The organism is Siccibacter turicensis LMG 23730 (genome assembly GCF_000463155.2).
Classification (GTDB): domain Bacteria; phylum Pseudomonadota; class Gammaproteobacteria; order Enterobacterales; family Enterobacteriaceae; genus Siccibacter; species Siccibacter turicensis.
On record NZ_AWFZ01000042.1, the window covers coordinates 541,893 to 566,289 of the forward strand.

Genomic DNA, 24,397 nt, shown 5'->3' on the forward strand with positions numbered 1-24,397 from the left:
GCGGATGACACCACGCCTTAAAAGAGTGAGCGCGCTGATTGCCGGCGCGGTGTTGCTGGTCGGCTGCTCTTCAACGCCGCCCCGCTCTCTGGTCACGCCGCTGCCGCCGGTGGCAAAACATCCACTGCCGGAAAAACCCCGCCACGCCGAACCGATGCGCGGCATCTGGCTGGCAACGGTCTCTCGCCTCGACTGGCCGCCCGTTTCTTCGGTTAACGCCAGCCGTGCAGACCGCATCAGCCAGCAGCAAAAAGCCCTGACCGATAAACTCGATAAGCTGAAAAGCCTCGGCATTAATACCGTGTTTTTTCAGGTGAAGCCAGACGGTACCGCGCTGTGGCCCTCACAAATCCTGCCCTGGTCTGATACGTTGACCGGGCGCGTGGGCGACGATCCGGGATATGACCCGCTGCAGTTTATGCTTGATGAAGCGCACAAACGCGGCTTGCGGGTCCACGCCTGGTTTAACCCTTATCGCGTCACCACCAACACCAAACCGGCCACCCTTGCGGCACTCAGCCGTACCGTTTCGCAGCATCCCGCCAGCGTGTACGTGCTGCATCGCGACTGGATCCGCACTGCCAGCGACCGTGCAGTGCTCGACCCCGGCATTCCCGAGGTGCGCGACTGGATAGCCAGCATCGTCGCCGAAGTCGTGACGCGCTATCCGGTGGACGGGGTTCAGTTCGATGACTATTTCTATACCGAAACGCCCGGTTCGACGCTTGATGACCGACAGACCTTCAGCCGCTATGGCGCCGGGTTTGCGTCAAAAGCAGACTGGCGTCGGGACAATACCCAGCGGCTGATTGAGCAGGTTTCACGCACCGTGAAGCAGATCAACCCTGACGTGGAATTTGGCGTGAGTCCGGCTGGCGTGTGGCGCAACCGCTCCCACGATCCGGCCGGGTCGGATACCTCGGGCGCCGCGGCCTATGACGAAGCCTATGCCGACACCCGCCGCTGGGTGCAGCAAGGCCTGCTGGATTACATCGCCCCGCAGGTTTACTGGCCCTTCTCCCGCACCGCTGCCCGCTATGATGTGCTGGCGAAATGGTGGGCCGACGTGGTGAAACCGACCCGCACCCGCCTCTATATTGGCGTTGCGCTTTATAAAGTGGGTGAAGCGTCAAGAATCGAGCCCGACTGGACCATTCAGGGCGGCGTGCCGGAGCTGAAAAAACAGCTCGACTTAAACGAGTCGGTTACCGGCATCAGCGGCACCATCCTGTTCCGGGAAGATTATCTTAATCGTCCTCAGGCTCATGACGCCGTCAATTATCTCAGGAGCCGCTGGGGATCCTGACTGCCGGTGACGGGAACCGGCAGCCCCCTTGTTTATCCCCCGACTTTATCCAGCTCCGCCACCACGTCTGGAGTCAGCGCCAGATCCTTCGCGGCGAGGTTTTCCCGCAGATGTTCCGGTGATGAGGTGCCGGGAATCAGCAGAATGTTGGGCGAACGTTGCAGCAGCCAGGCCAGCGCCACCTGCATTGGTGTGGCATTCAGGCTTTCGGCCACCGCGTTAAGGCGGTCGGACTGCAGCGGTGAAAATCCACCCAGCGGGAAGAACGGCACGTAGGCGATGCCCTCGCTGGCAAGCCATGCGATCAGGTCATCGTCCTGGCGGTGCGCCAGATTATAGAGATTCTGCACGCAGGCCACCGGCGTCATCTTCAGCGCCGCTTTCACCTGGGTTGGCGTGACGTTACTCAGGCCAATGTGGCGAATAAGCCCCTGTTCCTTAAGCGCAATCAACGCCTCAAGCTGCGGCTCCAGCGCACCTTCAACCGGGTGATGCACGTCCAGCATACTGCGCAGGTTGACCACTTCCATCGACTCTAGCCCCAGATGGCGCAGGTTATCCTCTACCGCGCGGGTCAGCTCCTGCGGCGTAAAAGCGGAGAGCCAGCCGCCCTGTGCATCTCGCCGCGCACCCACTTTGGTGACGATGACCAGGTCATCGGGATAGGGGTATAAGGCTTTTTTGATCAGCTGATTCGTGGTGTGCGGCCCGTAGAAATCGCTGGTATCGATGTGGCGCACCCCGGCATCAATGGCGTCCCGCAGCACCTGGATGGCGCGCCCTTCATCGGCTGGCGGCCCGAACACCCCCGGTCCGGCAAGTTGCATGGCGCCATAGCCGAGCCGTCCAACGTCGCGGTCGCCGAGGCGGTACATCTGTGCAATCGTGTTCATAAGCTGTCTCCTGCGTGAGTGTCGATTGATTGTAATCCCCGCGGCACTGTGTAACTATCCGTCCCAATTAAGACAGACTGTACGGGCTGCAAGACAATGAATCTCGATTTTGGGTTGCTTCACGCCGTCGTTGCCGTGGCAAAAGCCGGCGGCTTTCGCGAGGCGGCACGGGTAACCGGCAGCAATCCGTCGCGTCTGAGCGATGCGGTACGCCGGGCCGAGCAGCAGCTTGGCGTACGCCTGTTTAACCGCACCACCCGTACCGTCACCCTCACCGATGCCGGGCGCGCCCTGATGGAGCGCCTGGTGCCCGCCATGAGCGAGATCGACGCCGCGCTGGATGAAGTGAACAGCTTTCGCACCACCCCCGGCGGCACGCTGCGGCTCAATGTACCAGTCAGCGCCACGCGGCTGGTATTGCCCGCTATCGTGCCGGCGTTCCTCGCGCGCTATCCGGAAATCACCCTTGAGATCGTCGCTGAAAGCAACGTCCAGGACGTGTTTCGCGATAAATGCGATGCGGGGATCCGCTACGACGAGTGCCTGGAGCAGGATATGGTGGCGTTGCCCATCGGCCCGCGCATCCAGCGTTTCGCCGCCGCCGCGTCGCCCGCCTATCTGGCACGTCATGGCCGCCCTTCACATCCCCGGGATCTGATGCAGCACCGCTGCATTCGTGGACGCTACGCCAGCGGCGTGGTGCCGGAGTGGGAGTTTGCCCGTGACGGCGAAACGCTGCGCATTCAGGTCGGCGGCTCGCTGCTGGTGAGCGTCGGCAGCGCCATGGATCTGGCGGTGGCGTGCGCCATTCAGGATGGCGGCATCGTCTATCTGTTTGAAGAGTGGCTGCGCCCGGCGCTCGATGCCGGCCAGCTCGAACCGATCCTCGAACCCTGGTGGCTCAGCTTTAGCGGCCCTTACCTCTATTATCACGACCGTCGTCTTATTCCCGCCCCGTTACGGGCGTTTATTGATTTTGTCAGGCAGCAGCCGACCTGATGATTTCCCTTGCTTTCACAGCACCCGCACCATCTTTACCGTTAATAAAAGTATGACTATGACAACTCAAAAACTCTCCGGGGCGGTAATGTCCGCCTCGCCCCGCTGGTCCCTGAAAGACGCGATCTGGATCCTGAGCGTCTATGCCGCCACGGTCGGTGCCGGCACGCTGTTTCTGCCGGTGGAAATCGGCACCCGCGGCCCGATGGTCTTCCTTATGCTGCTGTTGCTGGGCTTTCCGCTGTCAATGGTGCCGCACGTGCTGGTTGGGCGGCTGTTTATGCGCGATGGCCATACCGCCGATCGCAACCTGCCGATGTTTGGCGCCTTTTTTGGTCCGAAAGGCCGCGAGGCGATCAAGATCTACTTCTGCGTCGCGCACTTCCCGGTCACGCTGGTGTTCGCCATCTCGCTGGTTAACGCCCTGGACAATCTGTTTACCGAACGCCTGCAGATGACGCTGCTTCCTCGCGGCGCGCTGGCGGTGATCGTGCCCGGCCTGCTGTTCCTGGTGCTGAGCAAGGGGCGCGACAGCGTGGTGCGAACCCTGAGCGCGCTTGCCCTGCCGTTTGCGCTGACCATCCTGGCTATCGCGCTGGTGCAGATCCCCGACTGGGAGCTTTCCAACGTTACCCATGCCCTGCGCGACACCAACACCGCGCCGCCGGGCGAGACCCTGAAGCACCTCTGGCTGACTCTGCCGCTGGTCACCTTTGCGTTCTGCTCCACCCCGATGATCTCCCCGCTGGCGGCCTGGTATCGTGAAAGCGGCAACGGCGGTGAAACCAAAGCGGTGCTGATTATTCGTCTGGCCTATGTGCTTATCTTCTTCAGCATCGTCTTCTTCGTGCTGAGCTGTATTCTCGCCATCCCGCGCGACACCTTTGTGATGGCGAAAGCGCAGAACCTCAACGTGCTGTCGGTGATGAAGGCCGGCGACAGCGCCGATCTGCTGTTCTGGATCGCCCCGCTGATTGCGATACTCGGCATGACCAAATCCTTCTTAGGCGTCTGCCTGTCGGTGGCGGAAACCTGTAGCGGACTGGTCGCCGGGGCGCTGGGCGCGTCCGACCCGCGTGGCGAGGCGCGCGCAAAGCGCATCGCGTATGCCGGGATGTTCGTCCTCACCGCCGGGGTGGTCTACCTCAACCCCAACGTGGTGACGCTGATTGAAACGGTGTGCGGCCCGCTGATCGCCATCTTCCTGTTCCTGATCCCCGCCTGGCTTATCTACACCCGACCGCAGCTGCGGGAACTGCGCGGCCCTACGGCGATCACGGTGATTCTCGGCGGCGTGCTGACCGTCTCCGCCCTGCTCTACGGCATCGTTTTCTGATGCTGCGCCTCCCGCCGCAGCGGGAGGAATTCCCCCTTTCCCACGCGCGCAGGGAACTCTCCGGCGCGTGCAGACCACTCAAAGACGTCCCCGAAAATCAAACCGGTGATGCGTCGTGCGTTTCGCATGGCGCCACGTTCGTAACCCAGGAGGATCGTCATGCAGATTTTATCCGGCCCGCTCTCCGGGCCAGTTCAGCCGCAGCTTCCGTTCGATATCGGTGCGCTCAGCGGTAAGCCTTCGGATCAGAATAACTTTGCGCCACTGGCGGGCGGCGGCCCGCAGGCGGTGAGCTGGGGAAATAACCAGCCGGGCGGGACCGACTTCGCCTCGCTGATGAATGGCAGCACCGCAGGCATGACGCAGGACCAGAACAGCAACCTGATGCAGTTCATGTCCGAGCTGATTACGCAGATCATGCAGGCGCTGTCGATGATGCAGCAGATGATGAAAGGCCAGCAGAACGGCGGCAACGAGGCGGGCGGTATGCCGTCGCAAACCCCGGCGGCGTCGGGCGGTGCCCCGCAGACGCCACAGGCACCGGCGATGCCGCAGGCCGCCCCGGCGCAGGCGCAAGCACAGGCCCCGCAAACGCCGCAGGGCGGTGGCGCACCGGTGAACTACGGTGCCCAGACGCCATCGGCCACGGGCGGTTCGCTCTCTGCCGGTGAGTCAGGACTCCATCTGCCGCCTGCCCTGCAAACCCACGAGAAAGCCATCATGGAAGCGGCCAACCACACCGGTATCCCTCCTGAGATCCTGGCTGGACAAATCTGGCAGGAGTCACGCGGCAAGCTGGATGCCGTGACGGTGAACGGCGGCAACGGTCTGCAGGATTCGGGGGTGATGCAGGTGAATCAGAACACCTTCGCGGAGCTGCAGCGCAACAACTCGGACGTGCTCGGGCCGAACGCGAATCCGTCCAATGCCCGCGACAGTATCATGGCCGGAGCGCTGTACATGAAGGAGCAGATGACCGCCTTTAATGGCGATATCGGTGCGGCGCTGCGCGCCTACAACTCCGGGCCGGGCAACGTGAACGTTAACGACCTGACGGATATTTCGAAAACCGGCACCGGGGATTCCACCTACGTCGGCAAGGTAATGAACTTCGCCGATATCATTAAAAGCGGCAACGGCACGCTGCCAGCGTGAGTCTCTCTCTAAGCCCTGCGGGGCTTTTTCAGGCATAAAAAAAGTCCCTGACCGCGTTCAGGGACTCTCTGGCACATCCGCCGGTTCAGGAGAACGCAGGCGGGTCTTTTTTATCCTTACCACCGTTCTCGACGGCGATCTGCACCGTGTCGGTTACCGCCGTAATGCCCCAGCCAACCGGGCCACGGGCCGCGCTCATCGCGCCCTCAGCCAGGCCGGAGAGGCCGCCGGTAAAGACTTCCCCCAGATCCCGCGCTTCACCGATATTGTTGAAGAACGGTGCCGCGACGGATTTCAGAATCGGGATGTTCGACAGGATCTTACCGAACTCCCCCATTCCCCACTGGAAGTTGTCCTTATTGGTGCCGTCAGCCCGTACGTGGGTATCATTGGTCTGCGGCAGCTTGCCGTTATCCGGCAGCATCTTCAGACCCTGTTCGGCGATATCCTTCAGTACGCCCGCTTCGCTGCCGTGCCGGGCATCGCCATCTTTGGTGATCCCCTCGATCTTGCCGTTATTGGCAACATCGCCACGGTCGCTGCCGTCCCGGCCGCTCAGCCCTTTGATGTGGTTGAGCACCGAGGCCATGTTGTAGGCGGCGTCGGCACGGCTTTTCGGGTCAGGGTTGGCATCGGTCCAGTCACCAAAGCGCTGCTTCAACTCTTCACGCTTGATGTCCTTCTGATTGCCGAGATTTTTCAACACCGGGTTGGCGTCGATAATCTCTTCCGCGCTGCGGTTATCTCCCGGCGGGCGGCCCTTCAGGCTCTCGTCGGTAATCGGTTTGCTGAGATCTTTTTCGCTCTCCGGCACCGGCTCACTGATACCACCGGCATCGGCTGCCAGCGTCGGGTCAACGGTCAGCAGCTGCTCAAGCCCGCCCGCCTGTCCCTGCTGCGCCAGCTCGTTCAGACCAAGCAGCATCAGCATGCCGGTTAAACCGCTCTGCGCGTCCGGCGTGGTGGTCGGCGCGGTCAGTCCCCAGTCGCCGGTCATCGGCGTACCGCTTCCCCCGCCGTAGTTAATAAGATTCGCCAGACCGCCGGTGGGCCCCGGCGTGGTTAACCCCTGAGGCAGCACGCTGGTTGCGGGCGGCCTCAGGCTGGTCAGCGAATCGGGGGAGAATCCTCCCCCACCAGATACATTTATGGCCATAGCAGTAGCCTCACTGGATTAGAGCTGGTTCTGATTCTGAGAGGAGGAACCCTGACCGCCCTGACCCAGACCACCCAGCAGCTGTTGCAGACCCAGCATCATCAGCACGTTCTGCAGCATACCGCCCAGTCCACCTGCCTGCTGACCTGCACCCTGAGCGCCGCCGTTACCACCACCACCGTTGCCGCCCTGACCCGCTGCCGGTTTATCGCCCGCACCCTCTTTCCCGGACAGACCGAACATCTTCTGGATCATCTCCTGCAGCATTTTCATCAGCTGCTCCAGCGGATTTGCGCTGTTGCTGTTCCCGGAGGACTGCGGGGCGTGATTCTGCTGGGTTGGCTGCTGCGCCTGCTGGCTGCTACCGCCGCCAAACAGCTGCTGCAGACCGACCATCATCAACAGCTGTTTGGCGATGCCGGCCATACCACCGCCGCCCAGCGCGCCGGTGAGCATGGAGCCAATCCCGCCGCCGCCGTTACCACCGCCGTTACCGCCGCCGATGCCCGGCGCGCCGCCAGAGCCGTTGCCACCGCCACTGCTACCGCCGCCGAGACCGGCTAACGGCAGCAGCGAGGTGGCTCCGCCCGCGACGTTCAGCACGTTACCAAACGAGAACGGACTACCGCCGTTTTTCCCGTTCACGCCGCCTGGCGCATCCGGCTTGCCGCCAGGACCGTCGATCTTACCCATATTGCCCGCAGGCGGCATATCGACTTTACCCATGTTCGTTGCACCACCACCAAAGCCTGGAATCTTCATGGACTGCTCCTCAGAATTAACGTAACCGTTTCAGGGAAGTAGCGACACCTGCCGCAAGGCGCGGTGTTTCAGGTGCCAGCTCGTCTGATAAGTGGCGGTCGTTCCTGATGAGTTCCATTTTATTTGCGCTGAGTCCGCTAATAGTCATGCCATAAATCTTTCATTTTACCGTCACGCCAGAAAAAAACCGTGGCAACCCGTTGTTTCACAAGGGCCGATTTTTTCGTTGTAGGGATTTGCCTACAGGATGAAGTCCTGCGCCTACACAACAATCATCCTGGACTGATAGCCGCTCCGGGCGGCTTGGGTGAGAGTACAGCCCGTATCGATTTGTAATGAATTGCGTCAGCATTTACATAACTACACACGGTTGCTTCCTACGGGATTTCCGAACGCCGCGCTTTGCGCATTATGCGTTTACGTTAAGCTACTGGAGACAAGACATTATGGTTGGCTTTGTCGAGACTCAACTACGAAGCAGTGCTGCCCCCGAAGACGCCAGGGATAGCGCGTTGCGTCTGGCCGATACCGGACGCCCTGAAACGGAGCACGGCCCTGGGCAACACATCGATATTCACTCCCATCTGCATCAGATCCTCAACACCATTGCACCCTTGCAGGTTGACGTGCTGATTCAGGGGGAAACCGGCACCGGGAAAGACACTCTCGCCCGCCGTCTTTACCAGCTGTCGGGCTGTCGCGGCCCGATGGTACCGGTGAACTGCGCCGCCATCCCGGAAACCCTCGCCGAAAGCGAACTGTTTGGGGTGATGACCGGGGCGTTTACCGGCGCCAGCGCCTCGCGTGCCGGCTACATTGAAACCGCCAACGACGGCCTGCTGTTCCTCGATGAGATCGACAGCATGCCGCTTATCGTGCAGGCCAAGCTGCTGCGCGTGCTGGAGAACCGCGCCGTAGAGCGCCTTGGCAGCACCAAAAGCATTCGGCTGAACCTGCGCGTGGTGGCCGCCTCCCAGGCGCCGCTTGAGGAGCTGGTTGCGCAGGGGCGTTTTCGTCGCGATCTGTTCTTCCGCCTCGATACCATCAAGCTCTCGACGCCCGCTCTGCGCCATCACCCGGAACTGATCATCCCCATGTTTCGCCGCTTCACCCAGGAAGCCGCCATGCGTCTGAACCAGGCGCTGCCGCCCCGCTCCTGGCCGCTGGAGGAGGCGCTGCTGCTGCACAGCTGGCCGGGCAATATCCGCGAGCTGAAGGCCGTTGCCGAGCGCTTCGTACTGGGTCTGCCGCCGCTGTGTAACGACGTTAAAAAAGAGGAGGGGCGCTGCCTGCTCAAGGATCGACTGCGGCGCATCGAGCGCAGTCTGATTACCGACTGCCTGCACCGCCACGGCAACCGTATTGATGACGTGATACACGAGCTCGGCATCCCCCGCCGCACGCTCTATCACCGCCTTAAGCTGCTCAAGCTCCACGCCTGATGCTTCCCGCACGCCCATCCTCCTGCAACGGATGGGCCTGACCCCCCTCACCTGCCCTGCGTTAAAAAAATTTTTCGTTTTTCTGGAACCCCCTCACGCGGCTCGCCACTTAATAAACGCAATACCCATAAAACACTCCATCTCAAGAGTAAGGAAAATGCTATGTCCGTGATTACTCAGCTGTCTAATTTGATGACCAATACTGGCTCCGCCTATACCAAGCTGTCAGGTGCGGCAAGCGGCGTTGACTTTATGACCGGTGCGCAGGAAATTCAGGCCACCATGCAGAAAAACCAGCTCGACAAGATGGCGCTTGATGCGGAAAACCAGCGCATCAACGGCATCGCCGACAGCGCCGCGCAGGCCGGTTCTGCCGCCGCTCAGGTTAAGATCCAGTATTAATTGCGTCCGGCGGAAGGCGTCCGCGTCGCGCCTTCCGCCCTCGCTCATGCAGGAGTCCCGTCTATGAAAGTCTCTCAGTCCTCCGCACCGCAGCTCACCTCCGAACCGGAAACCTCGGTAGAGATTTACCCGGAATCGGGCAATCAGGACGATATTCACTGGTTTGCTGCGCAGCTTAATCCGGCCAGCGCCGCGCCGCCGTCGACGGATGCCCTCTCTCCCGGCGTGCTGGGCGGCATTGCTGAGTCCATCAGCGGCAGCCAGCGGGCGCAGAAAGACGCCTTTCGCGATCTGCGCGTCGCCTCGCGATCCTCAAACGTAGAGGACTTTTCGGCGGCTAACGCCCAGCTCTCTAACTACTACATCGAAAGCCTGATGAACGCGAAAATCATCGGCAAAGGCGTTCAGTCCATCGACAAACTCAACAACCTGCAGTGATCGCTATGACCGCCACTCTGAAACTACTCTGTGCGCTTTTACTCACGCTGCTGCTTAGCGGCTGCGGCGACGATGCCCTGCTGCACAGCGGCCTGTCGGAAAACGACGCCAACGATATCGTGGCGGAACTCAATCGCTACCGCATTCCGGCCGCCAAGCAGGCCGAGAAAGAGGGGTTCAGCGTCAGCGTGGCCGGGAAGGACATTGAGCGGGCGGTTAACATCCTCAACGCCGCCGGGCTGCCGCGCAAAGCACGCACGAACCTTGGTGAGGTATTCCAGAAAAGCGGCGTCATCTCCAGCCCGCTGGAGGAGCGCGCGCGCTACATCTATGCCCTCTCCCAGGAGGTGGAATCGACCCTCGCGCAGATTGACGGCGTGGTGGTGGCCCGCGTCCACGTGGTGCTGCCGGAGCGCATCGCGCCGGGGGAGCCGGTCCAGCCCGCCTCTGCCTCGGTGTTTATCAAATATCATGAAAATCTCGACCCGGACGGCATCGAGCCGCGCATCCGCCGCCTGGTGGCCACCAGTATTCCGGGGCTGGGCGGGCGGGACGATCGCGACCTGGCGATTGTTTTTGTCCCGGCGAAAACCTACCAGGACCGGATTGAAATCGTGCAGCTTGGGCCGTTTAAGGTGACGCCGGACCAGTATTCGCTGGTGAAAACCCTCGCGGCGATCCTCGGCGTGCTGCTGATACTCGGGGCGCTGTTTACCTTCCTGCGCTCGCTGGCCGCCCGCAACCGGCAGGCCGCCCAGCAGAGTAAATAAGGTGCTATGGAGACGCAGGCGATCGACCGCGATGTAGCCCTGGCGTGGCTTGCCTGGTGGCAGTCCGGCTACTGGCAGCAGGCGGATGCGAGCTGGCACCCGCTGCTGCCGGTGGAATTGCCCCACGCGGCGCAGCAAGCGCTGGTGCGGCAACACGCCCGCACTATCGAGCGCGCGCTGGCCATTCCCGCCGCCGCGCTCTGCCCGCCCCAGCCGCTGGTGCTGGCGATAACCGCGCTCTCCGCAGCCGAGCGCCAGGATCTGCTGGCGCTGGTCGCGGAAATTTGCGGCGCGGAAACCGACCTGCCCGCCGGGCTGAAAATCTGGGCGCGGCGGCTGTCCAAAGGACTGCGTCCCGGCAGCTGGCTCCCCGAGGGGCTTTACCAGACCGACGGCGTCACCGGGAGCCTGCGGCTGCTGCAGGCGCTCTACCCGGATCTGTGGCCCCGGCTGCGGCTGCTGTTTGCGCAGCCGGCGGTGGACGGGTGCGATACCGTACCGCTGACGATGCCGGCCCAGCGCCTGCGACCGCTCTGGGAGGCCGCGCTCTGGCAACTTCAACAGCAATCCGCACAGAGGTCACATGTGGAAGATTAAACCCATCGCGCTGCTGGACGGCGCGGTGCCTGACGGGCCGGTGCTGCCCCGGGAAGTCCTCGCCGACCACCGCGCCGCGCAGCAGATCCTCGCCGCGGCCCATGAGCAGGCCGCGGCCATCCTTGAGGCGGCGAGGGAGCAGGCGGAGCACGAGCTGGCGACGCAGCGCCTGAGCGACGAAGCACAGTTCTGGCAGCAGGCGGATGAAGTGCTGGCCGGCTGGCAGGCGCAGCGCCAGCAGGAGGAGGCGCAGCTGGTCACTCTCGCGGACCGCCTGCTGAACGACGCTCTGCATCAGCTGCTGGGGGACGTTCCCCGTGAGTCGCGGTTCCACGCCCTGCTCCATCAGCTTTTACGCCACCATCCGCGCCAGCAGCAGGCCACCCTCTACTGCGCGCAGTCACAGGAGCAGGCCCTGAGCGACTGGCTGACGGAACAGCCGCAGCTGGAATGGACCCTGTGCGGCGACCCGGCGCTGGAGGCGGACGCCCTGCGGCTGGTCACCGACCGCGGCGAGCTGTATATCGCGTGGTCAACCCTGCGCGAGCAGTTCACGCGCCAGCCGGCCCCCGCCCTGTAAAAAAATTTCACTTCTCTGGAACCGCCTCGCATAACGCGCCACATAAGGAGGTGTTCAACGCGAGGAGGTTTTTTTATGAGTTCCAACGATCTGTTTCAGCGTCAGCTATCCACACACTATTCCCGCACCCATCACGAGGCGTATCAGTTTGCCAAAGAGATGTCGGGCGAGTCTTACAGCGTGGCGGATATGTACGCCTTTCAGAACCAGCTGCTGGATATGTCCAACGCCGGCTGGGCCAGCTCGCAGTACACCCAGTTCAAGTTCGGCATCCGCAAGGCCATCATTGATGCCATTAACTGAGTCTCAGCCATCCCTGGCAGCAAGGAGTGAGGCGTGTTGAAGTTTCCAGTGCTATGCCGCCTGATGGCGGCACTTTTTGTCCTGATGCTCGGCATCAGCACCGCATCGGCCCGCGTACCGGACGAGTGGAAAAACGGGGCCTATGCCTATTCGGCGGACAATACGCCGATCTCCATTATCCTTGAGGACTTCGCCAACAGTTTTGGGGTCGAGGTCAATCTCGGCACCCTCGGCGACAGCAACGTCACCGGCAAGCTGCGCGCCGACAGCCCGGAGGCGTTCCTTAATCGCCTCGCGCTGGAGTACCGCTTCCAGTGGTTCGTCTACAACAATACCCTTTACGTCAGCCCGCAGTCGGAACAGACCTCGCAGCGCCTCGAGATCTCCCCGGACGCCGCGCCGGATATCAAAGAAGCGCTGCGCGGTGTCGGCCTGCTGGAGCCGCGCTTCGGCTGGGGCGAACTGCCGGATGACGGCGTGGTGCTGGTCACCGGGCCGCCGGAGTACGTGCGTCTTATCTCTGACTTCGCCCGTAAATCGGATGAAAAGCCGAAGGCCGAGGAAGACAAAGAGATGATGGCCTTCCCGCTCAAGTATGCGGCGGTGGCGGATCGCAGCATCAAGTACCGCGACCAGACGCTGCTGGTGCCGGGCGTGGCAACCATGCTCAACGAGCTGCTGGGCCAGGCAAACAGCAACACCGCCAGCGGCATGGCGGCTTCGCAGGGCGAAAGTGAAGATACCTACGCCTCAATGCGCGAGCAGTCGCAGAACATCATGAACCAGCTGATTACCCGCGGCACCTCGAAATCCCATCGCCCGGCGTCTGCCCCGGCGAGCGCGCTGGCGGGCAAGGTGTCGGCGGACGTGCGTAATAACATGCTGCTGGTGCGCGACAATCCCAAATTCCGCGCCGCCTACCAGTCGCTGATTAACATCATCGACGTACCGCAGAAGCTGATTGAGATTGACGCCGTGATTGTCGATATCGATCGCAACGAGATGCAGCGCCTCTCCAGCGCCCTTGGCGGCCAGTTCGGCAACGTCACCGGTGCGTCGAACATGCTCTCTGGCTCCAGCACCCTGTTCGTGACCGACTTCCAGCGCTTCTTTGCCAATATTGAAGCGATGGAGGGCGAAGGCACCGCGTCGATTATCGCCAACCCGTCCATTCTAACGCTGGAGAACCAGCCGGCGGTGATCGACTTCAGCGATACCGCGTTTATCCGCGCCATCGGCGAGCGGGTGGCCGATATTCAGGCGGTTACCGCCGGCACCAGCCTGCGCGTCACGCCGCGCGCCATCAGCAACACGCCGCAGTCGGCGATCCAGCTGATTGTTGACGTGGAAGACGGCAAGCTCAGCAAAAATGACGACGGCGAAGCGGAAGGTACCAGTAACGGGGTAATCAGCACCCAGGCGATGGTGCAGGCGCGTCGTTCGCTGGTCATGGGCGGGTTCCACACCAAAGAGTCCGGCGATCGCGAGCGCCGCATTCCGATCCTCGGCAGCATCCCGCTGATCGGCAAGCTCTTCACCTCGACCCGGCATGAAACCTCCCAGCGCGAACGGCTGTTCATTATTACCCCGCACCTGATCGGCGATCAGGTTGATCCCTCCCGCTACATCGCGGAGGAGTCACGGGAACAGCTCAATACGGCCATGAGCGAAGTCAGCGAACGCCATAAGTTCACCGACATGAAACAGGTGGTTGAGGATGCGATGCGCGATCTGGCTCGCAACCGCATTCCGGTCGGCATGACCGCAGGCGGTACCGGGCAGACCCTGAGCGCGCTATGCCGTATCCCGTCGGTGTTCACCAGCGACTACCGCCGCCACCAGTGGTATGGCAACAAGGCGGTGCAGCTCACCGTGGGCGTGATCACCAACAACAGTTCCAGACCACAGCGCTTCGACGAAGCCACCTGCCGCAGCGATCGCACGCTGGCCGTGGCGGTCTGGCCGCGCGCGACCCTCAATCCCGGGGAATCGGCGGAAGTCTTTGTGGCGTTTGAACCCAACGGCCCGGCGCGTCCGTCCCGCGTCTCGCTGCTCTCGGCTTCCGGCGGCGCACCTGCCCCGGCGACCTCATCCGGCCGCTTAGTGACGCGTTAAGGAGATGAACATGTTGAAGCGAGTATTGATGCTGACGGCAGTGACCCTGCTGCTCAGCGCCTGCGCCAAACCGACGACCGGCTGCCTGGAGGTGAGCTGCCGCCCGTCGTCGGATCTGCATCGGCTGACCATCTGGTGGCAGCCGGAGATGCGTAACGGCCCGTATGATTACACCCAGGTTCCGGTCGATCACTAACCGCGAGATGTCAGCGAGGAGCAATCATGGTCATTAAAATTCCCTTACTGGCCGGCCTCAGTGCCAGCCGCAAAATCCAGGCTGGCGCCCAGGCGTCGCAGTCTATTCCCCTGCGACAGCTCCCGACCCGGGCGCGCCATAATGCGGGCGGCTCGCTCTCCGGCGGTGCCGCCACGCGGCCCGCCTCTCCGCCGCTTCAGCAAACCCCGGCGTCGGCCCGCCAGCGCAGCGGGGGCAGCATGCGCCAGAGCCTGACGCGCCTGAGGGAAAAACTACAGCGCAGCGCCCGTTCCGCCTCGCCGGCGGCGTCGGGTAGTGGGCGCGCTGCCTCGCCCGCCCGACTACCGGGCGAGCCGAGGCGTCCGGCCTCTGGTCTGCCGTCGCGACCCAGCGCGCCGGATACCACAGGCTATACCCGGACGGGGGCGCCGCATCGAACGCCCGACGTCGCGTCCCGTCCTTCCACCGCTTCACCCTCTTCTGCTCCCGTTGCCTCCTCCTCCGCCTCCCGGCTGGATACCCTTACCACCGCCGCCGATCTGGCGATGCAGCTCTATAGCGCCCGCACCCCGACCGATCCCGACGCGAGCGCGCCGCCGCCGATGAGTGACAACGCCCGGGGCAAACAGCCGGTGCGTAACGCGGCCCAGGCCCCGTCGCTTGAGACCATTGAGGAGAAGAAGCTCGCCGAAGCAAGCCTCAGCCAGTTCAACCGCACCCGCAGCCCGCTGGCCCAGGCCCCGTCGCTTGAAACCATCGAGGAGAAGAAGCTCGCCGAAGCAAGCCTCAGCCAGCCCAGCCGCGCCCGCAGCCCGCTGGCCCAGGCACCGTCGCTTGAGACCGTTGAGGAGGAGAAATACGCCGAATTGAGCCTCAGCCAGCTCAACCGCACCCAGCAGCTCGCGTTTAACGCCGCCAAAAATGACATGGCGGAGCAGCGCAACCAGCTCCGTCCGCAGATTGCGGAACTTGCCCTCAGCGATCGCGGCAAGCTCAGCGTGACCCACGCCGTCTCCGACAACCTGCGCAATATTCTTAATGAAACCGTGGCCCGCCCGCAGCACACCTGGCAGGCGCACCAGGCGAATCAAGACAGCAGTCAGCATCTGCTGATGGACACCCACGGACGCCTGTTCAGCCTGCAGGGTGAGAAAACCGCCTTTATCGGCCTGACCCAGAGCGTGCCGATGGAAGGCTGGAAGCAGCCGGAGCCGTCACGTCTGGATAACGTGCAGGATAAGCTGGGTGTGAAACCCCTCACCGCCCGCTCGGAGGTGCAGATCAAGCTGCACGGCACGGATATCGCCACGGTACGCGCGCCGGCGCGCCGGCTCGGAGACGCCTCGCTGCAACGTACCGTATTACTGCCGGACGCGGCGGTGCACGCAGCCCTTACCGGCATTTTCGCCCACGATCGTGAACAGGGTGATAAGGGCGCCGTTCGGGAGACCGTCAGCGAGCACCTGCGCGAGCACGGTGGCAGGCTCTACCGCCTCGATGAGCGCGCGATGCGCTGGGATCAGGTGGATGAAAACGAAGAGAAAAGCTTCAGCAAGCTGACCAAACAGGCCGACGACACCCTGTTCGCCATTTACGACAAAAAGACCCTGCGCAACCTGACTACCGGGGAAAAGTCAGAGAAGTTCTCTGACAAAATCGCCGGGTACTGCACCAACCATCGCGGTGAAACCCTGGTCACTCTGACGAACGAAAAAACCAATAAGCAGTCGGTCGCCTTTCTGCGGCGTCTGAATGACGATAAGTCGCGCCACGTGACGCTGGCGCTGAAAACCCGCCAACCCGATGGCGAGATCGGCGATTTTCATACCCGCGGCATGACGATGCACGACGGCAAGGTGTTTGCCATCGACAGCAACGGTAAGCTGTTCACCGGCGACAGCCCCGCCGAGGATGACAAGCAGCTTGTGCTGACCGACGCCAGCGAGCGCACGGCCAAACTGGCCGCGCTGCCGGGTAAGCATTTTACCCTTGAAAGCTTTCTTAACCACGGCACCGGTAGCCTGCTGGCGATCGTCAAAGACGGTAACGACCAGCGCCACGTCTGCGCCCTTAACCAGCAGGGGCACTTTGAGCCCCAGTGGAACCTCAATGAAAGCCTGGTGATGGACCATCATGAAGGGCTGATCCAGCCGCGCCCGCTGCCGCAGGAGATGGTGGATCTCGGTCGTCTCGGCCAGCTCATCGTCTATAACGACAAGCTTTACGCCCTCAACAAAAACTCCCAGCGCTGGGAGGCCACCAGCGAAAGCGTGCGCAGCCTCAAGCGCGGCCAGGACGGTCAGGGTTGGGTGATCAACGACGACGGTCAGCCGGCGCGGGTGAAGGTGAACCTGAAAAGCGACAAGATCGGCGGGCTTAACAACCAGTTTGTGATGCGCCAGCAAAAAAGCAGCATTGCGGTGGATATTCCCCTGCCCGGTTTCGGCCCCCATAACCCGGCCCGCGCCATCGCCCCTGTGGACAGCGAGCGGCTGGCCGCCATCAGCGAAAAGAACGAGATCCAGTATCACCATAACCGCCCCGACAGCCGGCAGCCGGCGAAGATGATGAAAACCCTCACCAAAGCGGGCATCGACAACTATCTCCCCCACGTGATACCGGACAAGATGGGCCCGGTTAACGCCACCGGCGAGGGCAACGAACTGGTGGACATCACCACCGACCAGAAGCAGACGCTCTACGTGCTGGATAAGCAGGGCAAGCTCTACGCCATGCCGAAAGAGGACTGGCAAGCCGCGCCGGGCGCACGTCCTGGCGCAGCGTGGCAGTCGGTGCCCTTGCCGGAGGGCATGGATGCCATCGACACACTGCATAACGTGGCGGGCGGCGGGCTGATGGTGGCCGATAAACTCGGGCGCAGCGCCATTTTACAGCTGGCGGGGATGCGGCTCGGGGCGAACGTCGTGGACAGCGGCGAACGGCAGGATGCCGCGGCGCAGGAGAACACCAGCGCCGCCGTCACCAACCAGAACGCGCAGCAGATTGCCCCCAAGGATCGCTGGCTGATCCAGCCGGAATACGACCCGGGCACGAAGCTGGAGGCCAAATCGCACCGTCGGCGGGTGGAGAAAGCACGCGACCGCCTCGGTGAAGCGTCGAAAAGCGTCAACGTGCACGGCATGACCCTCAAGGCTGAGGTGGGCGTGATGGGCATGACCGGGCGCGACGGCAACCACGTGAACAGCCGCCTGCGCGACCGACTGCGCGCCCACGTGTTTGACCCTAACCTGAGCCGCCCGCCGCGCCCGCTGAAGCTGGCGTACCGCAGCACGGTGCATGCCTGGGAGGGGCGTGAGGAGCTGCGTCCGATCTACCAGCGCCAGGCCACTCTGCATCAGGCAATGAAAGCCGCGCTGGCCGCCCCGCCCGCGACGCAACTCTCTCCTCTGGAGGATCGTCTGAAAGCACTGGAAAACGGCCCGTTTGACCGGCGTTTCCTGGAGCACCTGCGCGACTTCAGCGACAGCGTGGCCGACAGCGCCCATCACCAGACGATGCTGCTGGGACAGCACGCCGGTGCGCTTAAGGGTGACGGCAGCAGCGATAGCGAATTTACTCCCCCCCGCCACCGGGCGCTGACCCAGGCGATGAACCCGTGGAGCGATGAGGACAATCTGGTGCAGGATCTGGCGGCGTTACATCACCACTACCCCTTGCGCACCGCGCGTCCGAGCCATGCCCTGATGCAGTCGCTGGAGAATCAGGGCGTGGTGGTTCGCCATCAGAAAGCGCAGCCGCCCATGGGCCGCCAGCGCGATCCCCATGACGATATGGGCCTGACCAAATCACGGCTGATCCTCGACGGGATGGCGATGCGCGACCTGCATGCCCTGGTGGATGAGCTGGAGACCGTCGCCGCCGGAAACCCGGTCTCGTTTGCCCGTATCGACCAGGCGCAAGAGAGGTTCCGCGTCCTGCGCGACGAACGCTACGGCAACGATCCGATTCAGAAGGCCACCAGCATGGGCTTTGTGAACAATAAGCAGCTTGAAGCCTGCTACGACGCCATTCGCTCCATGACCAATGCCTTCAGCAAGCCCCACCACGGTCTGAACATGACCACCCGCACCGTGGTGAAAGCCAGCTCCCAGGAGCAGATGACCGAGCGTATGATGCGCACCATTGCCTCGCTGGAGTCCGGGGAGAACATGGGCTTTGGCCGTAACTACGGCGGGATGCTGACGCTATCGGTGATCCCCGGCGGAGAGGTGATCGGCGTACCGGGGGTGCGCGGCAACCTCGATCGCGCCTATAACGCCAGCTTCGCCCGCAGCGACAGCGGGATCACCGTCTCCTTCACCCGCAACGGCGGCGGCACCGGCACAGTGTTTGGCGCGGTGGGCTGGAACCCGATAAGCCAGGCGCCGGATGCCAAAAACATCAAGGTCGATCTGGGCAACCAGCGTAGCCTCACCCCCTCGGCGCGCCTTAACGGTATCCTGGCCATGGCGCTCCAGCGCCAGATGCAGAACAGCGTCAGCTTTACCGTCAGCGAAGCCAACCTGAAGGATTTCCTCGATCAGCTGACCAACGGCACGCTCGACCCGGCCACTCTGCTGGAGAGCGGCGTCAGCCATAAGGTGAAAAACGGCACCACCCTGACCTTCAATGTCGATGCCACCATGATGGCGATGGCCGGCGGCGGCGTTAACCTGCCGACCAACAGCGCCGATCCAACCCGCAACCGGGCTATGGCGCGCGCCACCGCCAGCCTGCAGGCCACCACGAACCTGGCTTCGGCCCAGAGCGAGCACAGCGTCTCCCGCACTGGCGCGGGCACCACCCTCAGCGACAGCGATAACCGCCTGCGCATGCTCAACAGCGCCAGCGTCGGGGCGGGCGTCACCGCAGGGGTTGGGGTCACCACCGGCGGGTCGAAGAGCGCGCGCATCCCGATGTTCGGTATCAACAGCACCAACATTCAGGCGAGCATTGATAACCGCACCAAGCAGAGCATGAGTCTCGACATCGGGCGCGCCGATCCGGTGGATAAACAGCAGCTCGACAAGCTTATCAAGCAGATTGAGTCCAGCTTCGATGACCCGAAGATGAATGCCCTGCTTCAGGAGATCAAAGATGCCGAAAAGCCGCCGAAGAACGAACTGCCACCCCTGACCCCGGCGCTGAAAGCCCTTAAAGAGCAGAGCCTGCGGGAGCGCGCCACCAGCCACGGCACCCTGCGTCCGCTCTCTGCCGCCGAGCGCAAAGCCTATGAGAAGCTGCAGAAGGCTGACGAAGCCGAGGCAAAGGGTGACGCCAAAGGCACGACAGCGCAGACCGACGAGCCGCCGAAGAAAGAGAAGAGTAGCGACGAGACGTTCTCGACCTTTATGAAAACCGAGCGTGAAGCGGTCGCCATGAAGCTTGAGAAGCTGCTTCCGGTGCTGCTGGCCATCACACCAGCGAACAACGCCCAGTACGGGGTGCTTAATGCCGCCCGACAGCTGGAAATCCAGAAGGAAGCGGCGACGCAGCGCACCCACACCCTGAACAGCGCCGAGTACCAGTCGACCTACAACAACCTGCGCAAAATCGACCATAACAGCCTGATGCACGTGGTCCATAGCCTGTTCGCCAGCGAACTGCCGGAGAGCAACGCCGAAGCCATTAGCCGGTTTATGGCCGAGAAGCCGATGCTGAAAGAAGTGATCCGCGAGCTGCAAACGAACCGTAATACCCAGGCGTCGGTCACCCTGGAGTTTACCGACGAAACCCGCTACCGGATGCAGCAGAAGTGGCTCAAAGGCGAAACCCAGCCGGAGGAGATTCAGGCGATGCTCAAGGACCGCAGCAACATGCGCGTTAAGTCGATCGCCTTTACCGAGACCGACACCAAGCAGGAAGGGTTTAACCTGCCGCTGCTGCTGACCGGCGCCTCAAGCCAGGCGAACGTCAGCATCACCCGCAACCTTGGCAAAATCGCGTTCAGCTACGGCGAGGATCAGCGCACGCCGAACGCCTTTACCCTTGAAGGGGATATCGCCGACGCCAGTCAGGATGTGGTAAACGCCCTGACCCGCGCCGAAGTGCAGGATAAACGCGGCGTGCTGTAGGCGCGCCCGCCCTCAACCTAACGGAGACCACGTGACATGACGCCCCTACAGACGCAAATTCAGCAGTTGCTCAGCGGCCTTAACCGCCCCGGCACGCCCCCGTTAACCCTCGATAACGGCGTGTGTGCGCTGGTGGATGACCAGGGACAGGAGGCGCTGGTGCTGGAAGCGCCCGCCGAGAGCGATGCCCTGCTGCTTCACTGCCGGCTGTTTGATATCGCCCCCTGGCAGGAGACGCTCTCCGCGTGGCGGCTGATGATGACGCTTAACTTTGAAATGGACGCCATGCGCGGCTGCTGGCTGGCGCTCGATGAAGACAATCAGATTCGGCTGTGCCACCAGCAGGGCATTGATGCCCTGAACCATACGACCTTTATCCCGCTGGTTGAGGCGTTCATGCAGCAGGCCCGCGAGGCGCGGGAGCTGCTCACGGAGATGTTCAGCGCCCGCTAACCCTCTGTCGGAGCCTGTAGCAGGCTCCGGCTACGCCTCCCCGACGCGCTTGCCCTGCTTGTCGATCACCACCTCCCCATCCTCCTTGATGAACTCCCCGCGCTGGGGATCGGGCAGGAGATCCAGCACCCGTTCGGAGGGGCGACACAAGGCGGTACCAAGCGGCGTCACCACGATGGGACGATTAATCAGAATTGGGTACGCCAGCATCGCGTCCAGCAGTTCGTCATCGCTGATGTCGGGATTATCCAGCCCGAGCCTCACATAGGGTTCGGTGTTGGTGCGCAGCAGATCGCGTACGCCGATGCCCATGCGGGTAATCAGTCCGCTCAGCTCAACGCGCGACGGCGGATTCTCCAGATAGAGGATCACCTCCGGTTCCGCGCCGCTGTTACGGATTAACCCCAGGGTATTGCGTGACGTGCCGCATTCCGGATTGTGGTAGATAGTAATGTCGCTCATGGCTGACCCTCTACAGGATGGAGGAAGTACCGCATCGGCCGCGTCCGGGCCTCAGGTAAACCATAGTCTGTCTGATGACGCGCCTGTGAGCAAATCGTGTGAACGGGGTAAACGGAGGGAAATTACCGTGCTGAGAGGCTACTCGTCGCGGATCTCTATCACCTCATCGAGGTACTGATCTTCCAGCTCGCGCAGCAGGCGGTAGACCTGCGCCACCGCGGTGAGGGTTTCGCGTGGAATAAAGGCTCCCTCGCGGGTGGTGCGATACAGGGTACGGGTCAGCCAGATATAGCGGATCACCGGCACGCGTTTGCGCTGCGCCTCCTCAATCAGGGTGCGCGCCTCCTCGTCGCTGGCCTTAAACAGCAGGCGCGGAAGCGGGGTTTCATCCGGGCGATAGTAGAGGCCGACGGCGAAGTGCGTCGGGTTAATCAGCAGCACGTCCGCCTCCTCCACCGCCACCTGGCGCGGCGCCTGCGGCTCTTCGTTGAGAATTTCGTGCGCCACCTGGCGTCGGTGGCCCTTCATGTGCGGATCGCCTTCGCTCTGCTTGTACTCGTTCTTGATATCGTCGTGGCTCATGCGCTGCTGCTTGAGGAAGAAGTACTTCTGCACCCCGAAGTCCAGCGCGCTCAGCGCCAGCATCACCATCAGCACCCGGCGCGTCACCTTGATAAACAGCGCCATTACCCCCTGCCAGAAACCGTCCAGGCTACCGAGCGCCAGCTGGGCCAGACCCGCGATTTCCGGCTCAATCGCCAGCCAGACGATAACCCCGATAACGATGGCTTTGATAACGCTGGTCAGCAGCTGGGTAAACTGGCGCGCCGAGAACATGTTCTTGAACTGGTTCACCGGGTTGAGGGCGTCCAGATTGGGCGTCAGGGCCTCCACGGCGAACAGCGGGCCGAACTGCACCCAGCCGCCGATGATGCGCAGCACCAGGCCAATGGCGCACACCAGCCCCACCAGCACCAGAAACACGGTGAAGGAGTTGCTGATCACCTCCTCCAGAGCGTGATCGAAGGGCTCGCGCAGCCGGGAGAGCGGCAGCAGCATCATGGCCTGCATCCGCTGCATGCCGGTATCCACCAGCGCGAAGATCGCCTCCAGCACGCCGATGCAGATCAGCAGCTTCGGAATATCCTGGCTCTGGCTGACCTGCCCCTTTTTACGCGAGTCCTGGAGTTTTTGGGGTGTGGCGTCTTCGGTTTTTTCGCTCACGGCGTCACCCCTTTTGGTTCGACCAGGTGCGGCAGGATGTCGCTCAGGTCGCGCAGCTCGTAGAGCCGCTCACCGGCCAGATGGTTGAGCAGCGGCAGGTAGAGAATAAAGAACAGCATGCCGAGCAGGCATTTCACCGGAATGGTCAGCGCCGTGGCCTGGAGCTGCGGGCTGTAGATGCTCATGATGCCGATGGCGAAATCCATCAGCAGCATGATCGCCACCAGCGGCCCGGCGTAGAGCACCATGTCGGTGAAGGTTTTGCCCAGCAGCGTGAGATAAACCTGGAACCCGGCCTCCGACGGAAACGGCATCCACTCGGTGGCGCGCCACAGGCGGTAGCTGTCCCAGATGATCTGGGTAATGGTGGACAGCCCAAGCCCGATGATCAGCAGCAGAATGATCGACTGCTGCATCAGCTTACCCAGCGGGGTGACGTCCGGGCCAAGCTGGGGGTTGATCTGCCCGCCCATCAGCGCCCCGCGCTGGTTATCAAACAGCCCGCCGACCGACTCGAACAGCCAGAACGGCATGGCGAGCAGCAGGCCGATCAGGCAGCCGATGACCAACTCTTTGAGCATCAGTCCGGCCAGCACCAGCATGTCCGGCTCCAGGGCGTCGATCTGCACTTTTATCGCCGGGGTAATAAACAGCGACAGCGCCACCACGATGGCGGTACGCATCACCCCTTTCACTACGCTGAAGTTGAACACCGGCGTGAGCAGCAGACAGGGAAAGATGCGCGCCATGGCAAGGGCCAGCGCCAGAATGCTGTTGAAGATATCGGCCAGCGGCGCACCGAGCAGCATCAGGCGCTTACCGTGGACATCATGGCGAAGGCGGTCTGGGCAAGCTGCATCAGCTCCACCCCAACCCAGCGGCCGCTCAGGGCCAGCGTCACCCCTACCGCAACCAGCTTGATGCAGAACGGCAGCGTCTGGTCCTGCAGCTGCATCGCCGCCTGCAGAAGCGAGATCACAATCCCCACCAGCACCGCGACGATAAGCGGCGGCGCCGAGAGGATCACCACCAGTAGCATGCCCTGGCGAAACAGCGTCAGAATATCCATCTAGTCCTCACAGGTAACTGTAAAACAGCCCGTCAAGCAGGCGCGTCCAGCCGCTTATCAGCACGAACAGCAGGATTTTGAGCGGCAGGGAGACCGTCATCGGCGACACCATCTGCATCCCCAGCGCCAGCAGCACGTTAGAGACGATAAGGTCCACCACGATAAACGGAATGAAGATCAGAAAGCCGATCTTGAAACCGTTCTGAAGCTCGGAGAGCACGAACGCCGGGATCGCCAGCAGCATGTTGTCGGGCTGAACGGTACGCGCCATCTCTTCCGGCCACATGCGGTGGGTGTTCTCCTGGAGATGCACCACGATGTCCGGGTCGGTATTGCGCGTCATAAACTTCTTTAACGGCTCGATGCCGTTGCCCAGGGTGTACTCCAGCCGCTCCATGGAGCTGAAGTCGATGGGCAGGGTTTTCACCCGGTCGGTAATATCGCTGAACACCGGCGCCATAATGAACAGCGTTGCGGCGAGCGCGATGCCGTTCAGGGCCATGGTGGGCGGCACCTGCTGCACCCCCATGGCGTTGCGGGTGAGCTGGAGCACCATGGAGATTTTCAAAAAGCTGGTGCAGATGATAAGCAGCATCGGCAGCAGCGTCAGGGCGCCGAGAAACAGCGCCAGCATAATCGGATTCAGCGGTCCCATTTCCATAGCG

General features: G+C 62.4%; 23 protein-coding genes. 15 read left to right on the forward strand and 8 right to left on the reverse strand.

Going from position 1 to position 24,397, the window contains the following annotated elements:
* The first annotated feature begins 4 nt into the window (after nt 1–4).
* Nucleotides 5–1,306, forward strand: a complete 1,302-nt coding sequence (locus DW58_RS14500; RefSeq protein WP_029696682.1) for a glycoside hydrolase family 10 protein — start codon at nt 5–7, stop codon at nt 1,304–1,306.
* A 32-nt stretch (nt 1,307–1,338) separates the two neighbouring features.
* Here DW58_RS14500 and DW58_RS14505 read toward each other — a convergent pair whose 3' ends face one another.
* Nucleotides 1,339–2,199 carry an oxidoreductase gene (locus DW58_RS14505; protein WP_024550418.1) on the reverse strand — a complete coding sequence of 287 codons (861 nt, stop codon included), beginning with the start codon at nt 2,197–2,199 and terminating at the stop codon, nt 1,339–1,341.
* A 96-nt stretch (nt 2,200–2,295) separates the two neighbouring features.
* Between DW58_RS14505 and DW58_RS14510 the strand changes: the two genes are divergently transcribed.
* The 3 genes from DW58_RS14510 (at nt 2,296) to DW58_RS14525 (ending at nt 5,689) form a co-directional block, all read left to right on the forward strand.
* Nucleotides 2,296–3,198 carry a LysR substrate-binding domain-containing protein gene (locus DW58_RS14510; RefSeq protein WP_024550417.1) on the forward strand — a complete coding sequence of 301 codons (903 nt, stop codon included), beginning with the start codon at nt 2,296–2,298 and terminating at the stop codon, nt 3,196–3,198.
* 52 nt (nt 3,199–3,250) lie between these two features.
* Nucleotides 3,251–4,534, forward strand: a complete 1,284-nt coding sequence (locus DW58_RS14515; RefSeq protein WP_029696681.1) for an amino acid permease — start codon at nt 3,251–3,253, stop codon at nt 4,532–4,534.
* A 159-nt stretch (nt 4,535–4,693) separates the two neighbouring features.
* Nucleotides 4,694–5,689: a lytic transglycosylase domain-containing protein gene (locus DW58_RS14525; RefSeq protein ID WP_024550414.1), complete on the forward strand. Its 996-nt coding sequence runs from the start codon at nt 4,694–4,696 to the stop codon at nt 5,687–5,689.
* Nucleotides 5,690–5,774: 85 nt separating this feature from the next.
* Here the strand turns inward: DW58_RS14525 and DW58_RS14530 are convergent, their stop codons facing one another.
* Both DW58_RS14530 and DW58_RS14535 read right to left on the reverse strand, forming a co-directional pair.
* Complete coding sequence (locus tag DW58_RS14530; protein ID WP_081706728.1) at nt 5,775–6,845, reverse strand: hypothetical protein; 1,071 nt, start codon at nt 6,843–6,845, stop codon at nt 5,775–5,777.
* Between the two features lie 18 nt (nt 6,846–6,863).
* Entirely contained in the window at nt 6,864–7,607 is a 744-nt protein-coding gene (locus DW58_RS14535) for a hypothetical protein (protein ID WP_024562644.1), read from the reverse strand.
* A gap of 446 nt (nt 7,608–8,053) precedes the next feature.
* Between DW58_RS14535 and DW58_RS14540 the strand changes: the two genes are divergently transcribed.
* From DW58_RS14540 to DW58_RS14590, 11 genes are all read left to right on the forward strand, one after another.
* Nucleotides 8,054–9,049, forward strand: coding sequence for a sigma 54-interacting transcriptional regulator (locus DW58_RS14540; RefSeq protein ID WP_024550865.1), 996 nt, complete (start codon nt 8,054–8,056; stop codon nt 9,047–9,049).
* A 162-nt stretch (nt 9,050–9,211) separates the two neighbouring features.
* A complete protein-coding gene (locus tag DW58_RS14545; RefSeq protein ID WP_024550866.1) occupies nt 9,212–9,451 on the forward strand; it encodes a hypothetical protein in 240 nt (79 codons plus the stop codon).
* Nucleotides 9,452–9,514: 63 nt separating this feature from the next.
* Nucleotides 9,515–9,889: an EscI/YscI/HrpB family type III secretion system inner rod protein gene (locus DW58_RS14550; protein ID WP_024550867.1), complete on the forward strand. Its 375-nt coding sequence runs from the start codon at nt 9,515–9,517 to the stop codon at nt 9,887–9,889.
* Between the two features lie 5 nt (nt 9,890–9,894).
* Nucleotides 9,895–10,659 carry a type III secretion system inner membrane ring lipoprotein SctJ gene (gene sctJ, locus DW58_RS14555; RefSeq protein WP_029697988.1) on the forward strand — a complete coding sequence of 255 codons (765 nt, stop codon included), beginning with the start codon at nt 9,895–9,897 and terminating at the stop codon, nt 10,657–10,659.
* A 6-nt stretch (nt 10,660–10,665) separates the two neighbouring features.
* On the forward strand, nt 10,666–11,256 hold the full coding sequence (locus DW58_RS14560; protein WP_024550869.1) for a hypothetical protein: 591 nt from the start codon (nt 10,666–10,668) through the stop codon (nt 11,254–11,256).
* Nucleotides 11,243–11,836 carry a type III secretion system stator protein SctL gene (sctL, locus tag DW58_RS14565; protein ID WP_024550870.1) on the forward strand — a complete coding sequence of 198 codons (594 nt, stop codon included), beginning with the start codon at nt 11,243–11,245 and terminating at the stop codon, nt 11,834–11,836. Before DW58_RS14560 ends, sctL begins: the two co-directional genes overlap by 14 nt.
* 75 nt (nt 11,837–11,911) lie before the next feature.
* On the forward strand, nt 11,912–12,139 hold the full coding sequence (locus tag DW58_RS14570) for a hypothetical protein (RefSeq protein WP_024550871.1): 228 nt from the start codon (nt 11,912–11,914) through the stop codon (nt 12,137–12,139).
* Nucleotides 12,140–12,202: 63 nt separating this feature from the next.
* Nucleotides 12,203–14,254 (forward strand): type III secretion system outer membrane ring subunit SctC, encoded by a 2,052-nt coding sequence (gene sctC, locus DW58_RS14575; protein ID WP_035885602.1) that lies wholly within the window; start codon nt 12,203–12,205, stop codon nt 14,252–14,254.
* Between the two features lie 10 nt (nt 14,255–14,264).
* A complete protein-coding gene (gene hrpT / locus DW58_RS14580) occupies nt 14,265–14,450 on the forward strand; it encodes an HrpT family type III secretion system protein (RefSeq protein ID WP_024550873.1) in 186 nt (61 codons plus the stop codon).
* 26 nt (nt 14,451–14,476) lie between these two features.
* The gene (locus tag DW58_RS14585; RefSeq protein ID WP_024562661.1) at nt 14,477–20,524 is read left to right on the forward strand and encodes an AvrE-family type 3 secretion system effector; all 6,048 of its coding nucleotides are present in this window, start codon (nt 14,477–14,479) and stop codon (nt 20,522–20,524) included.
* Between the two features lie 36 nt (nt 20,525–20,560).
* Nucleotides 20,561–20,977, forward strand: coding sequence for a type III secretion system chaperone (locus DW58_RS14590; RefSeq protein WP_024549165.1), 417 nt, complete (start codon nt 20,561–20,563; stop codon nt 20,975–20,977).
* Between the two features lie 30 nt (nt 20,978–21,007).
* On the opposite strand, the gene arsC is transcribed toward DW58_RS14590, so the two are convergent.
* From arsC to sctR, 5 genes are all read right to left on the reverse strand, one after another.
* Complete coding sequence (gene arsC, locus DW58_RS14595; protein ID WP_024549164.1) at nt 21,008–21,439, reverse strand: arsenate reductase (glutaredoxin); 432 nt, start codon at nt 21,437–21,439, stop codon at nt 21,008–21,010.
* 138 nt (nt 21,440–21,577) lie between these two features.
* Nucleotides 21,578–22,663 (reverse strand): type III secretion system export apparatus subunit SctU, encoded by a 1,086-nt coding sequence (gene sctU / locus DW58_RS14600; RefSeq protein ID WP_024549163.1) that lies wholly within the window; start codon nt 22,661–22,663, stop codon nt 21,578–21,580.
* Nucleotides 22,660–23,472, reverse strand: a complete 813-nt coding sequence (gene sctT, locus DW58_RS14605) for a type III secretion system export apparatus subunit SctT (RefSeq protein WP_024549162.1) — start codon at nt 23,470–23,472, stop codon at nt 22,660–22,662. The genes sctU and sctT overlap by 4 nt, the downstream gene beginning before the upstream one ends.
* Nucleotides 23,472–23,732 (reverse strand): type III secretion system export apparatus subunit SctS, encoded by a 261-nt coding sequence (gene sctS / locus DW58_RS14610; protein ID WP_024549161.1) that lies wholly within the window; start codon nt 23,730–23,732, stop codon nt 23,472–23,474. The genes sctT and sctS overlap by 1 nt, the downstream gene beginning before the upstream one ends.
* A gap of 7 nt (nt 23,733–23,739) precedes the next feature.
* A complete protein-coding gene (gene sctR / locus DW58_RS14615) occupies nt 23,740–24,393 on the reverse strand; it encodes a type III secretion system export apparatus subunit SctR (protein WP_024549160.1) in 654 nt (217 codons plus the stop codon).
* Between the last annotated feature and the right edge of the window lie 4 nt (nt 24,394–24,397).

Coding starts and splice junctions, on each gene's coding strand:
- DW58_RS14500 (WP_029696682.1), top strand. CDS start 5: ATGACACCACGCCTTAAAAGAGTGAGCGCGCTGATTGCCGGCGCGGTG.
- DW58_RS14505 (WP_024550418.1), bottom strand. CDS start 2,199: ATGAACACGATTGCACAGATGTACCGCCTCGGCGACCGCGACGTTGGA.
- DW58_RS14510 (WP_024550417.1), top strand. CDS start 2,296: ATGAATCTCGATTTTGGGTTGCTTCACGCCGTCGTTGCCGTGGCAAAA.
- DW58_RS14515 (WP_029696681.1), top strand. CDS start 3,251: ATGACTATGACAACTCAAAAACTCTCCGGGGCGGTAATGTCCGCCTCG.
- DW58_RS14525 (WP_024550414.1), top strand. CDS start 4,694: ATGCAGATTTTATCCGGCCCGCTCTCCGGGCCAGTTCAGCCGCAGCTT.
- DW58_RS14530 (WP_081706728.1), bottom strand. CDS start 6,845: ATGGCCATAAATGTATCTGGTGGGGGAGGATTCTCCCCCGATTCGCTG.
- DW58_RS14535 (WP_024562644.1), bottom strand. CDS start 7,607: ATGAAGATTCCAGGCTTTGGTGGTGGTGCAACGAACATGGGTAAAGTC.
- DW58_RS14540 (WP_024550865.1), top strand. CDS start 8,054: ATGGTTGGCTTTGTCGAGACTCAACTACGAAGCAGTGCTGCCCCCGAA.
- DW58_RS14545 (WP_024550866.1), top strand. CDS start 9,212: ATGTCCGTGATTACTCAGCTGTCTAATTTGATGACCAATACTGGCTCC.
- DW58_RS14550 (WP_024550867.1), top strand. CDS start 9,515: ATGAAAGTCTCTCAGTCCTCCGCACCGCAGCTCACCTCCGAACCGGAA.
- sctJ (WP_029697988.1), top strand. CDS start 9,895: ATGACCGCCACTCTGAAACTACTCTGTGCGCTTTTACTCACGCTGCTG.
- DW58_RS14560 (WP_024550869.1), top strand. CDS start 10,666: ATGGAGACGCAGGCGATCGACCGCGATGTAGCCCTGGCGTGGCTTGCC.
- sctL (WP_024550870.1), top strand. CDS start 11,243: ATGTGGAAGATTAAACCCATCGCGCTGCTGGACGGCGCGGTGCCTGAC.
- DW58_RS14570 (WP_024550871.1), top strand. CDS start 11,912: ATGAGTTCCAACGATCTGTTTCAGCGTCAGCTATCCACACACTATTCC.
- sctC (WP_035885602.1), top strand. CDS start 12,203: ATGGCGGCACTTTTTGTCCTGATGCTCGGCATCAGCACCGCATCGGCC.
- hrpT (WP_024550873.1), top strand. CDS start 14,265: ATGTTGAAGCGAGTATTGATGCTGACGGCAGTGACCCTGCTGCTCAGC.
- DW58_RS14585 (WP_024562661.1), top strand. CDS start 14,477: ATGGTCATTAAAATTCCCTTACTGGCCGGCCTCAGTGCCAGCCGCAAA.
- DW58_RS14590 (WP_024549165.1), top strand. CDS start 20,561: ATGACGCCCCTACAGACGCAAATTCAGCAGTTGCTCAGCGGCCTTAAC.
- arsC (WP_024549164.1), bottom strand. CDS start 21,439: ATGAGCGACATTACTATCTACCACAATCCGGAATGCGGCACGTCACGC.
- sctT (WP_024549162.1), bottom strand. CDS start 23,472: ATGCTGCTCGGTGCGCCGCTGGCCGATATCTTCAACAGCATTCTGGCG.
- sctS (WP_024549161.1), bottom strand. CDS start 23,732: ATGGATATTCTGACGCTGTTTCGCCAGGGCATGCTACTGGTGGTGATC.
- sctR (WP_024549160.1), bottom strand. CDS start 24,393: ATGGAAATGGGACCGCTGAATCCGATTATGCTGGCGCTGTTTCTCGGC.